We start from the raw sequence: 14240 nt of genomic DNA, 5'->3' as shown, positions 1-14240 counted from the left end.
CTGGCGGTGCGCACCACGTGACTAATGTGGATATGTCAGAATTAGCCTTGGCGACGGCGACTCGCAACGCCGAGTTAAATCAGCTAGATCTAAGTAAAATCACCAATGTTAAAGCGGATGTATTTAAGTTATTACGGCAATATCAGGAACAAGGTAAGCAGTTTGATCTGATTATTTTAGACCCGCCAAAATTCGCAGATAACAAATCTCAGTTAAATAGTGCTTGCCGCGGTTATAAGGATATCAACCGGGTCGCTATGCAATTAGTGAAGCCAGGTGGTTTACTCTTTACCTTTTCTTGCTCTGGCTTAATGGAAGAGGCGCTATTTCAGAAAGTGGTTGCAGACGCGGCTTTAGATGCCAATCGCGATTGTTTATTCTTGGAGCGCCTACAGCAAGACAGCGACCATCCGGTAGCGAGTTTTTTCCCAGAAGGTTATTACCTAAAGGGGCTCATTTGTAAGATTTACTAACAAGGAAGCCAGCTTAGGTAGGTATTAGCCTAATGGAACTAGCTGAGCTAACTCAGCTAGTTCAGTTCGATAAAAGCCAGCCCCAGATTATAACATTCTTCACTTTCCTGACTACAGCGCATCACTTTAGCAGTGGCATCCAAAGGTGCGATACTGGCATTAGGAGATTCCAGTCGAACACAAACGAGGACCCCCATCTCTAAAGGTTCATCAATTTCTACTGACATGCCGGAGGCGCTAAGATCACGGCAGATCCCGTCTATAACACGGGCAGCTTCTGGATCGTTAATCATTAATTTAACATCGGCATTAACCATCATCCGATAAAAATGTCGATTATCACCACGATTTAGCATAACTACTCCCAACAAGGCTTTTTGCCCTATCTTAGCAAGCTGGTCATTTGCTGCAACAAGATTATTTTAAATCCTGTACCGCATTAATAATTCGCTTTAGTGATATTGGATAAGGCGTCCCCAATTGCTGCGCATGTTGTGACACCCTTAGCTCTTGTAACATCCAGCTGATCGCAACCACCGTTTCAGGTAGTGGCTGGCCCGCATATTTGCCTAACAATTGATGATAGGCTACTTCGGCTTTTTGATATTCATGCATTAATAGGCGATCGCGGTTGGGATCCACGGGTAGTTTTTCTAACCGTTTCAACATAGCCGCGAGATAACGCTGCACGTCCTCTAATTTATTAGCTCCATGAGTGCTAACAAAGCCTTTAAAAATCAGCTGCTCCAGCTGGGTTTTTACATCGGCTTGAGCCTGATAATGTGCCAACTCAACCTTCCCTTTTAGTCGTTTTTGAATATCGTGATAAAGCGTAAGGATCCGCTCGACCTTAAGGGCAATTTGCCGTACCAGTTCACCTAGCTCTGCTCGTAAATGCTCCCGCAATGCATTAAAACGGGTGCCATCCTGCACTGGTAGATACTGTTTAATCAGTTCATCCGTTGCCGCAGCAATACAATCGTCAATCAGATCCAATACCTTACCAAAGGGGTTAAAGTACAAACCTAGCTTAGCTTTATTGGGTAACGATTCCTGCAAATACTTGACTGGTGACGGCACATTAAGCAATAGCAATCGGCGTAAACCTTTAATATGTGCTTGCTCTGCCCGTTGCGGGTTATCCAGCAAACGAATAGCAACGCTTTGCCCTTCGTCAATTAACGCCGGAAAGGCTTTAATTTCAAAGCCAGCCTGCAGCTTAATATATTCTTGCGGCAGTTTGCCAAAGCTCCATTCGGTAAGCGCGGTTTGCTCAATGCCCTGCTCGGCTACTTCACTTAAACTTTGCTGCACTTCGCCCTGCAATTGCTGTTTTAACAATTTCAGTGAACGTCCTTGCGCGACCAGCTTACGCTCATCCAGAATTTTAAAATTCATTTTTAAATGCACCGGTAAGCTAGCGAGTTCCCAGGCATCGTCAGGTATGGTAACGCCCGACATCCGCTTTAGCTTAGTGGTAAGGACTTCCAGTAGCGGTTCACTCCCCGGCTCCAAACTTTGCAACAATGCATCGGCATAATTTGGCGCGGGTACAAAGTTACGGCGATATTGCTTAGGTAAAGATTTAATTAAGGCCACCAATAGCTCGTGGCGTAATGCTGGGATCAACCAGTCAAAACCTCGATCATCCACTTGGTTTAACAGCGCAAGCGGAATTAACACACTCACACCATCATCGGGCTCACCCGGTGCAAAATGGTATTCTAAAGGCAAGGTTAAATTGCCTTGCTGCCAAGTTTCCGGAAACTTGGCAGCCGTAATGTCAGACGCGTCACGCTGATAGAGCGTGTCTGGGTCGAAATTTAAAAAATCTGGCTGTTGCTGGCGCTGTTTCTTCCACCATTTACTAAAGTCGATGCGGTTATTAGCCCATAGCGGAATACGCTCGGCGTAAAACGCCGCTAAGGCATCATCATCAATCAAAATATCGCGCCGCCGCGATTTTTCTTCCAGGTCTTGTACCTGCTCTATTAAGCGCTGATTGTGTTGTAAAAAGGCTTCGTTTAACCCAAGATCGCCATTAACCAGCGCCTCACGGATAAAAATTTGCTGCGAGATAGCTTCATCAATTTTGCTATACAGCACCGGACGCTTGCCAACAATGATCACGCCATACAATGACACCTGTTCAAAGGCGACCACCGCGCCTTTTTTCTTTTCCCAATGTGGCTCACTGTAACTGCGATTAACCAAATGCAGCGCCAGTGGCTCTATCCATTCGGGCTCAATTTTTGCCAGCGTTCTGGCATAAAGCCGGCTAGTTTCCACCCATTCGGCGGCCATCACCCATTTAGGTTTGCGTTTAAATAGATGACTGCCCGGAAAAGCATAAAACCGCGTTTGTCGCGGACCGAGATAATCGGCCTCACTATCACGACAGCCAATTTGCCCCAATAATCCGCTGAGTAAGGCAGTATGTAGCGGTTGATAACCCGCCGCATTCTGATTTAGCTTTAACTGTTGCTCTTGCGCCAATTGCGTTAACTGCGCCACTAAATCTTGCCATTCGCGCACCCGCAGGTAATTTAGAAATTCTTGCTTACAGAGGCGGCGGAATTGATTATTACTCAGTTGCTCTTGTTGTTGCTGTAGGTAGTCCCACAGTTTTAACCAGCTGGCAAAGTCTGAGTCTGGATCAGCAAAGCGTCCATGTAGCTCATCAGCCTTTTGTTGCTTGTCGAGTGGTCGCTCGCGCGGATCCTGAATAGATAACGCCGCCACTATCACTAAACTTTCTTTTAACGCGCCGGTATCACTGGCCGCAATCACCATTCGCGCCAGGCGTGGATCTATGGGTAAGCGTGCTAACTGGCGACCTAGTGGCGTTAAGCGTAACTGTTGTTTACCTTTTAACTGCGCAACGGCGCCGAGCTCCTCCAGCAATTTAATGCCATCATTAACAAAGCGGCTATCCGGCTTTTGTAAAAAGGGAAAGGAGGCAATATCGCCTAACCCTAATGCCAACATTTGCATAATAACAGAGGCTAAGTTGGTTCTGAGTATTTCCGGATCAGTAAACTCTGGCCGACCGATAAAATCCTCTTCGCTGTAAAGCCGGATACAAATACCGGCAGCGACCCGACCGCAGCGCCCTTTACGCTGATTCGCGCTAGCCTGGCTTATCGCCTCTATGGGTAATTGTTGCACCTTAGAGCGATAGCTATAGCGCGAAATCCGAGCGGTACCGGGGTCAATCACGTAACGAATACCAGGTACCGTTAAAGAGGTTTCTGCTACGTTAGTGGCAAGAACAATGCGCCGACCAGCGTGGCTTTGAAAAATGCGGTTTTGCTCAGCAGCACTTAAACGGGCGTAGAGCGGCAGGACTTCAGTATGTGGCAGTTTTAACTTTTCCAGTGCATCCGCAGTATCGCGAATTTCCCGCTCGCCGTTTAAGAAAATTAAAATATCACCGGGCGGCTCGCGATAAAGCTCTTCGACTGCATCAAAAATCCCTTGTAACTGATCACTGTCTTTATCATCCAGTTCACTGTATGGGCGGTAACGCGTTTCCACTGGGTAAGTGCGACCAGACACTTCCACTATAGGCGCGTCAAAGAAGTGCTTGGAAAAACGTTCAGGGTCAATGGTCGCTGAGGTAATGATAACTTTTAAATCAGGTCTCTTTGGCAACAGTTGCTTTAAATAGCCTAATAGAAAATCGATATTCAGGCTGCGTTCGTGCGCCTCATCGATAATTAGCGTGTCGTACTGATTTAAAAATTTATCCTGCTGCATTTCTGTTAGCAGAATACCGTCTGTCATCAATTTAATCAGGGTTTGCTGATTAGTATGATCGCCAAAACGGATTTTATAGCCGACCTGTTGCCCCACCTGGCAATTAAGCTCTTCAGCGAGACGGGCGCAAACACTGCGGGCGGCTAAACGGCGGGGTTGCGTATGACCAATGGTACCGGCTACACCACGGCCCAGTTCTAAACAAATTTTCGGGATCTGGGTGGTTTTACCAGAGCCAGTTTCGCCGGCAATAATCACCACCTGATGCGCAGCAATTGCCGCTTTAATGTCGTCTTTTTTAGCCACGACCGGTAAATCTGCCGGATAGTTTAAGGCCGGCACGCCTTGTTGCCGACTTTGCCGCAAGGTGATAGAACGCGCTAGCTCACCGACGATGCGTTGCAATTGCTGCTGTTGCTGAGGCTCTGGAGCTTTTTTAACCTCGCCTAGCTTACGGCGCAGCCGAAATTGATCTTGCAACAAACATGCTGGCAGCTTGGCATAAAGCTCGTTTAATGAAAAAGTCACTACAGCAGACAAAATAACGCCCTCAGATTTCAGAGGGCGCAATGCTACCAAGGAACCTAAGCGAAGGCTAGGGCATGTTTATCTAAACACGCCCTAGCCTACCTTGCCGTAATGTGAGTGCAGTTCTTTGTCAATGGCAGCTAACACGTCTGTGCGGGTAATAATGCCTAATAAATAACCATTGTCATCAACTACCGGATAAAGCTTAGGTTTAGCTTTTAACATCGTTTGTGCTAAATCAATAATACCATCATAGTCTTTTACCGTAAGTACCTCGGTACGCATTACATCTGCAACCCGTGCAGATTGTTGATCATGGTAGGTAGACATTAACATCCGGGCCAAACAATCTTGTTCCGATAAGAAGCCAATGATTTTACGTTGGCCATCAATCACTGGCCCGCCGGTTTGTTGTCCTTTAATTAACCGATCGACTGCCATTTCCACAGGCATATCAGCGTCAAAAATGACAGGATGACGATTCATATAATCTGCAACTTTAAGTAGATCCATAGCTTGCTCTCCCAAAAAACTTCAATTTAAGCATAGTCTAAGCAGGGAATTTTGCTTAATTATTCAGATGCTAATCCATGGTTTAGTCACTAAAAATTTCAACTTTAAGTGGCGTCTTATTCCCCAGCATCGCCCGGTACATGCCCTCGGTATTAAAGGCCCAGCTTAGGTTGCCTGCGGGATCAACGACAATTACACCACCAGTACCACCCACTTTAGCCAACTCGCCGATAACTTCTGTCGCCGCCTGTTGCGCGCTCTTCGCTTGATACTTTACTCTGGCACAAATATCACTCGCTACCTGATAACGAATAAAGTATTCGCCGTGGCCGGTGGCTGATACAGCACAGCTACTATTATCGGCAAAGTTACCCGCACCAATCACCGGCGCATCACCAATACGACCGTAACGCTTGGCGGTCATGCCGCCGGTTGAAGTAGCTGCCGCTAAGTTACCTGTTTTATCAATTGCTACCGCCCCTACCGTGCCCATGCGCCAGGCCGGATCAAACGGAACTTTTGCTTGATGCGGCTGCGGTGCTAATGCTTGCTTAGCCCGCTTTAAAGCTTCATAACGAAATTCGGTGTTGTAATAGTTGTTGGGCACTCGCGCTAGTTGCAACGTATTAGCAAAAGCTTCAGCGCCTGCTCCTGCCAACATCACATGCTCAGATTGTTCCATTACCGCACGAGCCAGTAGAATCGGATTTTTAATCGTGGTGACACCTGCCACGGCTCCGGCATTGCGGTCTTGTCCCTGCATAATAGAGGCATCAAGTTCATGCCCCTCATCAAAAGTATAGACCGCACCTTTGCCGGCATTGAAGAGCGGCGAATCTTCCAACACTATAACCGCCTGCGTTACTGCATCTAAACTGCTGCCACCTTGTTTTAATATGGCATAACCTTGTTCTATAGCATTGGTTAAAGCCGCTTCATAGGCTTGTTGCTCAATATCTGTCATGCGCGCTTTATTAATGGTGCCGGCACCACCATGAATCACAATACCTATTGGCTGCTCAGCCAGCACAGCCTTAGAGAGTGATAAAGCGACTGCTGTGCCAAGTAATGCTGCCAGTAATTTTATTTTCATGCCGAGGTTCCTGTTGAGATGTATTGTTATATTAAGCATTTTTTTGATGCTGATTGCTGTGGTATTTTTTACGTGAAGAAACCTATTCAGGCAAGTTAATCTGTTAGTTTATCGGTCAGTTAGACGCTTTCTTGCGTTAGATCAAAGGCTCAGTTTTACACCGCGTTACACTAGCATCGTTGTTATACGTGCTTTGCAACAGCGTTAACCTGACGCTTTGGCGCCCCGCTCTGTGGCGCCTTTTTTTATGTCTCTTCATCCTGTTTTGATAGGAATCCTCTGCGCCCAATGTTATGTTCCAGTACTAGTATTGACATATTATGCTTTGGAGAATCTTGTATGCCCATTAGTACCCGCTGCACAGTGACGTTGCTGTTATTCTTTATCTTGCCCTTTTCCACTGTTCATGCGCAAAGCACTATAAACGATAATACTGCAACAGCTACGTCGTCAGAGAGAACACTAACGGCGGGCGCCGTAGCCAGCCCAGACCGCTATGGGGCAGAAGTTGCCGCTGCGATATTACAGCAAGGCGGTAATGCGGTAGACGCGGCGATAGCCACGGCCTTTGCGCTAGCAGTTACCTATCCTGAAGCGGGTAATATTGGTGGCGGCGGCTTTATGACCTTGTGGTTCAATGGCAAGGCCTATTTTCTGGACTACCGGGAAATGGCTCCGGCAAAAGCCCATCGTGATATGTACTTAAATAATGAAGGCGATGTGATTGACGACTTAAGCCTGATAGGTCATTTAGCATCCGGGGTCCCTGGCACTGTTATGGGGCTTTGGCAAGCACATCAGTTATTTGCTACTAAACCGTGGGCAGACTTAATTGCCCCGGCCATTAAATTGGCGCAAGAAGGTTATATGGTGCCGGAGAAAACTTATCTCTATGATAGCAATGTCCTAAACCGCTTTGCCGGTAAAACCAATTTTGCTGATTATTTTGCTGCTATGCAGCCAGGAAAAATCTTTAAACAGCCGCAATTAGCGACGACCTTAGCACGCATCGCTCAATATGGGCCGGCCGATTTTTACAAGGGAGAGACAGCAAAACTTATTCTGGCTGAAATGGCGCGAGGTAACGGGCTGATTGATGCAGACGACTTGCGCAACTATAAAGCGGTGTGGCGTAACCCGCTGATCAGAAACTGGCGCGATATGCAGCTTATTACCGTAGCGCCCCCAAGTTCCGGTGGTATAGCACTCAATCAATTGCTGGCATTAAAAGAATTTAATGCTGAGCATTTTACTGACGTTAGCCATAACTCGGCACAGTATGTCCATTTAATTGCCGAAATTGAAAAGCGGGTGTTCGCTGACCGAGCTGATTATCTAGGCGATCCGGATTTTACTGACGTACCACAACGACAACTACTTGAGCCTGCTTATTTACAAAAACGCGCCAGTGAAATAAACCCCAAGGCTATTTCGGACACCGCCAGTGTCAAACCGGGGTTGGAATCAGAACAAACCACCCATTTTTCTGTTGTTGATAAAGCAGGTAACGCGGTATCCAATACCTATACCCTAAATTTAGATTACGGTAGCGGCGTGGTGGTGAGCGGAGCCGGCTTTTTACTGAATAACGAAATGGACGATTTTTCCGCCAAAGCGGGTGTACCCAATGCTTTTGGTGTGGTGGGCAGTGATGCCAATGCCATAGCCCCCGGTAAACGTATGCTGTCTTCGATGACACCAACTATTTTGTTAAAAGATGAAAAGTTGGAGTTAGTTATTGGCACCCCGGGTGGCTCCACCATTTTCACCAGTATTTTTCAGGTGATAAATAATCTGTACGATTTCAAAATGACACCAGAAGAAGCGGTTGCTGCACCGCGCTTTCATCATCAGTTATTACCGCAAGACCAAATTCGTACCGAGCCTTATGCAGCTTTAGCTGCCCCTGTATTGCCACAACTACAGCAATTAGGCTATCAGGTACATATGCCCGATTGGAATCTTGGTGATATTCAGCTAATCAAAATTGAGGCAAGAAAACCTATACCCGCGGCAGATCCTCGTGGTCGCGGTGTAGCACTAGTGGTGGAATAGACACTTGGCGTAATTATTAGTCAGCAAACTGTACTAAAGCGCTATTGCTCTTTGGCGCGCACTCATTGATAGTAAATTAACTAAGCTTAATCCAGAGTATTATTATGCATTTAGCATCCGAATTACCTTTTAATAAGTGCTTTAATCTCTTGTTTATCAGCTCAATACTGCTGAACTCGGTCGCTTTCAGTGCTGAAGCGTTAAATGATAGCGCCAGTGCAGCTGAGTCATTGCCATCACTTAATCTGGCGTCGGAGATCACCCTATCAGGTCTCTCTTCTGGTGCTTATATGGCGGGCCAGTATCATCAGGCATTTGCCGAAGAAGTCTCTGGTGTGGCAATGCTGGCCGCAGGCCCGGTATATTGTGCACAAAATAACTTACAACAGGCGATAGGCCATTGTATGGCCAATCCGCAGTCAGCGCCGGATCTGGCAGCGATTGAGCAAACCTTGACCATGCTGCGTGAGCAAGGTTTGTTAGCCCCCCTTACTGCGGTGGTTAAAAGTCGGGTTTGGATCTTAAACGGGAGCGCTGATCAGACTGTTTTACCGCAGGTAGGTATGGCACTTGCTAATCAGTATGCTAATTGGCTAACACCCGCACAGCTAAACATTGTTAGCGACCAGCCTTTTGCTCATCACTTTCCTACTGATCAGCCGGATTTAACTCCCTGTGATAAATCCGAATCACCCTTTTTAGCCACTTGCGGCTACGATGCTGCCGGTAAATTTTTGAGCCATTTATTGAATAAAACCCTGACACGAGCAGCAGTGCCAAGCGGTCAATTATATCAGCTCAATCAACACCAATTGGCACCGGCCAGCCAAGGCCAGTTGGCAGAATTTGGTTATGCCTACATTCCAGCAGCCTGTCAGCAAGGCAGCCTTTGCCAGCTACATGTTAGTTTCCATGGCTGCCGGCAAGATGCCAGTCAAATTGGTGCGGCCTATGTGACTAAAACTGGCTTAAACGCCTATGCCGATGCTAACCAGTTGGTTATGCTCTATCCACAGGTTGAAAAGAGTACTCTGAATCCTTTTGGTTGTTGGGATTGGTGGGGGTATAGCGGCGCTAACTATTTAAGCAAAGAAGGAGCACAGCTGACAGCCGTAAAACAGCTGATTGATGCCCTACGCTAAACCCGTAGTCTTTAAAATGCATCGGGGTTGGCCGCGTTCGTTAACTGGAGCGCCAGCCAGGCCTAATCACTTAGTGCGACTAAGCTCATCGGGATTGACAGCCTTGCCGCCTAAGTGCATTTAAAAATCCATTGGGTATAAATAGTCTTGCTCGTTTGAGCAGAAAAATTGCAGCAGCTTATCCCGCTGCTGATTCTATTAATAATTGCTCCAGACAGTGCTCGGTAATGCCATAAAACTGTTTTAACGCCTGAATTTGCCCTAACACCGCGCTGTTATCTTTAGTTTTATGCCGCTTGGTCGCTAAGATCATTTTATTTTTACTGGTATGTTCCAGCGAAATAAACTCAAACACCTTAGTGTCATAGCCGTTGGCCTCCAATAACAGAGCTCGCAGGCTATCAGTGAGCATTTCCGCTTCTTGCCCTAAATGAATACCATGCTGTAACATTGGCGCTAATACCAATGGTAACTGCACTTGCGGCCGGATTTGTTTGTGGCAGCAAGGAGAGCACATAATAATCTCGGCACCGGTACGAATCCCCATATGCAAAGCATAATCAGTCGCTGTATCACAGGCATGCAACGCCACCATCACATTAATACCGCGCGCTTTAAAATGCTTAACGTCGCCCTGCTCAAACTGAATACCGCTTAAATGAAGGGTTTTCGCCGTAGTATTACACAGTTCGACCAAATGCTGGCGCAACTCTACTCCGGTAACGTTAACGGGCAAGCCTAAGGTATGGTTAAAATAATCATGCATGGCAAAAGTTAGATAGGCTTTACCTGAGCCGAAATCGGCCACATGTAATTGCTTGCGCTCTGTCAAGCCAGTATCTTTTACCGCTCCAGCCAATATCTCAATAAACTTATTGATTTGCTTCCATTTATTCGACATGGCAGGGATCAGCTGCTGCTGCTGATCGGTAACGCCAAGTGCCGTTAAAAACGGCCGACTTTGCTCTACATAACGCTGTTTTTGCCGGTTATGTGCAATAGCCTGCGGCGGGATCTGAACTTGGGCTTGCGAAGATTTAGGTGTACTTTGGCAACTAAGCAGGTATTTACCCTTCTTGCTCTGGCTTAATTGGCAAGTTTGGCTGTAGCTTTGTAAATTGGCTTGGTTAAAGTCGGATTGTAACAAACTCAGGATCACGGGAAGCGCCAGTTCTGTTGGCAGGTTCTTAGTAATATGATTGGTTTTGTATTGATACAGGAACTTTAACTGCCAGATATCTTTTAGCAGCACCGGGGTAATTTCCAGCCGTTGCAGCTCCGTCTCAGCACCTTGATACTTGCTTAAAATCAATTTAAGCAGTTGCTGCTCGGTAAGCGCCTGGCTAAGTCGCTCAACAAATTGCTGATAATTGGGTTGATTGGGTTCGGTCACTGTCATCTAACATTTCCTAAAGAACCGGCGCCATTAAATGGGCACCGCGAGCGATAGCTCGTTGCCACCAATGACGAGCTCTGAGCTCTGCATAACTCATCTGTCGCGAGTGTGCAAAGTCAGCTAAAAACTGCTGCTGTAACTGCTCGTTTAATGATTGATCCAGCATCAGGGCCGTAATTTCAAAATTTAAGCGAAAAGAACGATTATCCAGATTGACCGTACCCACTGCGCTAAGTTGCTCGTCGACCAAAAAACTTTTTGCATGCAAAAAACCATGCTGATAGCGGTAAATGTTGACACCTGCGTCCAATAGTGGACCGATAAAGGCATAAGCAGCCTGAGTGACCAACAGGTTATCGGTTTTTTCCGGGATCAAAATTCTGACATCGACCCCACGTAAAGCAGCCAACTTTAATGCAGCTAGAGTGCCTTCGTCAGGTACAAAATACGGGCTGGCAATCCAGATACGGTGTTTGGCGCTATGCAAAGCATGTTGCATAAGTAAACTAGCGGTCTCAAAGCGATCTGCCGGACCTGATGGCAAAATCAGTATAGGAGTTTCACCCTGCTCTGCTGCTTTAGCCTGCCAGTTTAACGTGGGGATAGTCTCTGCGCTCCAATACCAGTCTTCAACGAAAGACAATTGCAAAGCAAGCACTGCCGGGCCACCAATTTTTAAATGGGTATCGCGCCAGGCGCCGTAGCGGGGATCGGCTCCCAAGTACTCATCACCGACATTCAGCCCACCCAACCAGCCAAAATGCCCATCGGTAATAACAATTTTGCGGTGATTACGAAAATTAAGCTGAAAACGATTTCCTGGTCCTTTCGTTGAGTGAAAAGGCCTTACTTTCACTCCTGCTTCCGTCAATGCCGCCGTGTAACGATGCGACAACCGGTAACTACCAATTTCATCGTATAGAAAATAGACGACAACACCTTGTCGGGCTTTTTCAATGAGTAGTTGTTGTAATTGACGACCAAGATTATCGTCACGGACGATATAAAACTGCACAAGGACATAGTCTTTTGCTGCCGCTATACCAGCAAAGATACTGTCAAAGGTAGCCTGACCATCAATTAACAATTCTGCCAGGTTTCCCTTTAAAAACGGCATCTTAGCCAACTTTTCTACCGCTTGTAAACTACCTCGCTCTCGCTCAGTATGCAGAATGTAATCTTCCACGCCAGACGCTTTTAGCTGGTGTTTTAAAAACAAATCATTATCCGTTTCCTGACGGGAAATAATATAGCCTTGAAAACGACTACGACCAAAGATCCAGTAAGCAGGTACAGCAACGTAGGGAAAGGTGTTCAACGACACTATCCAGGCAATACTACCCTGTGCGGTTCTGGATGACATCAGCGCATCTAAAGAGGAGAGCAAACCGGATAAATGAAACATTGCTAGCAGCACTAATAGCAGGCGGCGCTTTTTACTTGGGCCAGCTACCACGCCACCAGCAGAAAGTGAAGCCTTAGCAAAGGCTTGCTGCAATAGCTTGCGAATTCGTAACATCTATACCTGAGGAGCTGTTAGCAATAATCTAAGCACTGCGTGCCAGATCGACATCAACTTCCAGCAATTGCGCTCGGTTTCGTAGTACCCTGATTACCGAGCAGTGCGCTAGCGCTTTACCAGCCAGTGATTCTCCTGACGCCAGCAACAGACATTCAATACACTCTAGATCAGATGCAATAACCAAAGCAGTGATTAGATCTTTTCCCTGTAACTGAACAAGTTGATAGGCGCCAATATCTTGTTGGCGCTGAGTAGCAAAATACCAGCTTTTATGTGCACTAAGCTGGCGAAAACGATTGGCGAGCGCGTGTAACGAGTATTCCAAACGGGCGGTTTCGTCACTAACCATAACCTGCAACACATCTTGAATTCGCCAAAAAGCTTCAGCCTCTTCGATGGAAAAAGGCTGATGTACCACTTTTTGGTTAAGCATAGTCCCTGTCAGTTCAGAAGTGAACTGCACAGAATCATCTATGTTTAGCAATAGACGGTCTTTATTTGGGCAATAATGCCAGGTCCATTGCTCCGACGGCGTTAACATCTTGCTTGCTATACTCCATAAGGCGTAAAAATGCTGTGTACTATTGGTACTATAGCACGCCGATCAGATTTTTAAAGATGATTTACTGTTAAATCTATCACTTATAAGCTATTTACAATAGATTTAATCAGTTTGGGTCCATGATAAATAAAACCGGTATACAGTTGCAGTAAATCAGCGCCAGCACTCAGCTTTTCCTGTGCTGAATTGCTGTCATTAATACCACCCACGCCGATAATCGGCAACTCAGGCCCAACCGCCTGGCGCAACTGTGTAATAATTTGCGTGCTTTTTTGCCGCACCGGTAAACCGCTTAAGCCGCCAGTCTCTGTTGCAAATTGCTGCCCAGCTACCAGAGTACGATCTAAGGTAGTATTAGTTGCGATAGCGCCGTCCATTTTACTACGCAATAGCGTATCGGCAACTTGCTCAACTGCAATTTGATCCATATCAGGGGCAATTTTTACAAAAACCGGCACGTATTTATGATGCTTTGCTTGTAAAGCTAATTGCTCGTTTTTTACCGCATTTAATAAATCGAGTAAGGCTTCACCAAACTGTAAGTCACGTAGCCCTGGTGTATTAGGCGAGGAAATATTAACGGTGATATAACTGGCATAAGCATAAACTTTTCGCAGACAGTGAATGTAATCATCTTTGCCCTGCTCATTCGGTGTATCCTTATTTTTACCAATATTAATGCCCAAAACCCCTTTATATTGGCTGTTTTGTACATTGTTTACTAAGTAATCTACACCTTTGTTGTTAAAGCCCATTCGATTAATAATAGCTTCGGCTTGTGGCAAACGAAACATGCGAGGCTTGTCATTACCAGCTTGTGGTTTCGGTGTTACGGTGCCTACTTCAATAAAGCCAAAGCCCATTTGCGCAAAGGCTGCGATACAGTCAGCATTTTTGTCCAACCCTGCAGCCAAGCCAACAGGGTTAGGAAATTCAATCCCGGCGACGATTTTGGGTTTACTGCTCAGTTGCTGGCGCCATAAAGCAGCTGCCGGGGTATGCGCCAAGCGCTTTAAACTGCCAAGCGCAAAATCATGCGAGCGCTCAGCATCACAATTAAAAAGTACATTTCTGGCTAATGAATAGAACATGGCTGACCTTTAAATAAAATACCCCGGATACCTTACTACCGGAGTTGCGACCAAGTTGGTTGCGACTCCGGCTAGCTAAAGTATTAATCGGGGTATTGTAATAAGT

Annotated in this window: 11 protein-coding genes; 3 read left to right on the top strand and 8 right to left on the bottom strand. The window is 46.3% G+C overall.

Annotated features, from left to right (window positions below; translation table 11 throughout):
* A partial coding sequence (locus IE163_RS17885; protein WP_229833623.1) for a class I SAM-dependent rRNA methyltransferase occupies positions 1-473 on the top strand: 473 nt, incomplete at its 5' end.
* A gap of 56 nt (positions 474-529) precedes the next feature.
* On the opposite strand, the gene IE163_RS16595 is transcribed toward IE163_RS17885, so the two are convergent.
* From IE163_RS16595 to IE163_RS16580, 4 genes are all read right to left on the bottom strand, one after another.
* Complete coding sequence (locus tag IE163_RS16595) at positions 530-829, bottom strand: PilZ domain-containing protein (RefSeq protein WP_189434123.1); 300 nt, start codon at positions 827-829, stop codon at positions 530-532.
* 61 nt (positions 830-890) lie between these two features.
* The gene (gene hrpA / locus IE163_RS16590; protein ID WP_229833622.1) at positions 891-4772 is read right to left on the bottom strand and encodes an ATP-dependent RNA helicase HrpA; all 3882 of its coding nucleotides are present in this window, start codon (positions 4770-4772) and stop codon (positions 891-893) included.
* Positions 4773-4853: 81 nt separating this feature from the next.
* Positions 4854-5273 carry a CBS domain-containing protein gene (locus IE163_RS16585; RefSeq protein ID WP_189434121.1) on the bottom strand — a complete coding sequence of 140 codons (420 nt, stop codon included), beginning with the start codon at positions 5271-5273 and terminating at the stop codon, positions 4854-4856.
* 82 nt (positions 5274-5355) lie between these two features.
* Positions 5356-6366 (bottom strand): isoaspartyl peptidase/L-asparaginase family protein, encoded by a 1011-nt coding sequence (locus tag IE163_RS16580; RefSeq protein WP_189434120.1) that lies wholly within the window; start codon positions 6364-6366, stop codon positions 5356-5358.
* A 339-nt stretch (positions 6367-6705) separates the two neighbouring features.
* Here IE163_RS16580 and ggt point away from each other — a divergent pair, with 339 nt between their 5' ends.
* Positions 6706-8421 (top strand): gamma-glutamyltransferase, encoded by a 1716-nt coding sequence (ggt, locus tag IE163_RS16575; RefSeq protein WP_189434119.1) that lies wholly within the window; start codon positions 6706-6708, stop codon positions 8419-8421.
* Positions 8422-8525: 104 nt separating this feature from the next.
* On the top strand, positions 8526-9563 hold the full coding sequence (locus IE163_RS16570) for an extracellular catalytic domain type 2 short-chain-length polyhydroxyalkanoate depolymerase (protein WP_189434118.1): 1038 nt from the start codon (positions 8526-8528) through the stop codon (positions 9561-9563).
* A gap of 178 nt (positions 9564-9741) precedes the next feature.
* On the opposite strand, the gene IE163_RS16565 is transcribed toward IE163_RS16570, so the two are convergent.
* The 4 genes from IE163_RS16565 to pyrD all read right to left on the bottom strand — a co-directional run bounded on the left by IE163_RS16565 (position 9742) and on the right by pyrD (position 14134).
* On the bottom strand, positions 9742-10962 hold the full coding sequence (locus tag IE163_RS16565) for a class I SAM-dependent methyltransferase (RefSeq protein WP_189434117.1): 1221 nt from the start codon (positions 10960-10962) through the stop codon (positions 9742-9744).
* Positions 10963-10972: 10 nt separating this feature from the next.
* On the bottom strand, positions 10973-12478 hold the full coding sequence (cls, locus tag IE163_RS16560) for a cardiolipin synthase (protein WP_189434116.1): 1506 nt from the start codon (positions 12476-12478) through the stop codon (positions 10973-10975).
* A gap of 28 nt (positions 12479-12506) precedes the next feature.
* A complete protein-coding gene (locus IE163_RS16555) occupies positions 12507-13022 on the bottom strand; it encodes a cell division protein ZapC domain-containing protein (protein WP_189434115.1) in 516 nt (171 codons plus the stop codon).
* A gap of 101 nt (positions 13023-13123) precedes the next feature.
* Entirely contained in the window at positions 13124-14134 is a 1011-nt protein-coding gene (gene pyrD, locus IE163_RS16550) for a quinone-dependent dihydroorotate dehydrogenase (protein ID WP_189434114.1), read from the bottom strand.
* Positions 14135-14240 lie beyond the last annotated feature (106 nt).

It is taken from the genome of Alishewanella longhuensis, assembly GCF_014653435.1.
GTDB lineage: Bacteria > Pseudomonadota > Gammaproteobacteria > Enterobacterales > Alteromonadaceae > Alishewanella > Alishewanella longhuensis.
The sequence above is the reverse complement of the archived record's forward strand: the minus strand, read 5'-3'. Positions and strand labels throughout refer to the sequence as shown.

What these genes read in the sequence shown, in the direction of transcription:
- ggt (WP_189434119.1), top strand. Translation starts at nt 6,706, where the DNA reads ATGCCCATTAGTACCCGCTGCACAGTGACGTTGCTGTTATTCTTTATC.
- IE163_RS16555 (WP_189434115.1), bottom strand. Translation starts at nt 13,022, where the DNA reads ATGTTAACGCCGTCGGAGCAATGGACCTGGCATTATTGCCCAAATAAA.
- pyrD (WP_189434114.1), bottom strand. Translation starts at nt 14,134, where the DNA reads ATGTTCTATTCATTAGCCAGAAATGTACTTTTTAATTGTGATGCTGAG.
- cls (WP_189434116.1), bottom strand. Translation starts at nt 12,478, where the DNA reads ATGTTACGAATTCGCAAGCTATTGCAGCAAGCCTTTGCTAAGGCTTCA.
- IE163_RS16580 (WP_189434120.1), bottom strand. Translation starts at nt 6,366, where the DNA reads ATGAAAATAAAATTACTGGCAGCATTACTTGGCACAGCAGTCGCTTTA.
- IE163_RS16595 (WP_189434123.1), bottom strand. Translation starts at nt 829, where the DNA reads ATGCTAAATCGTGGTGATAATCGACATTTTTATCGGATGATGGTTAAT.
- IE163_RS16570 (WP_189434118.1), top strand. Translation starts at nt 8,526, where the DNA reads ATGCATTTAGCATCCGAATTACCTTTTAATAAGTGCTTTAATCTCTTG.
- IE163_RS16585 (WP_189434121.1), bottom strand. Translation starts at nt 5,273, where the DNA reads ATGGATCTACTTAAAGTTGCAGATTATATGAATCGTCATCCTGTCATT.
- IE163_RS16565 (WP_189434117.1), bottom strand. Translation starts at nt 10,962, where the DNA reads ATGACAGTGACCGAACCCAATCAACCCAATTATCAGCAATTTGTTGAG.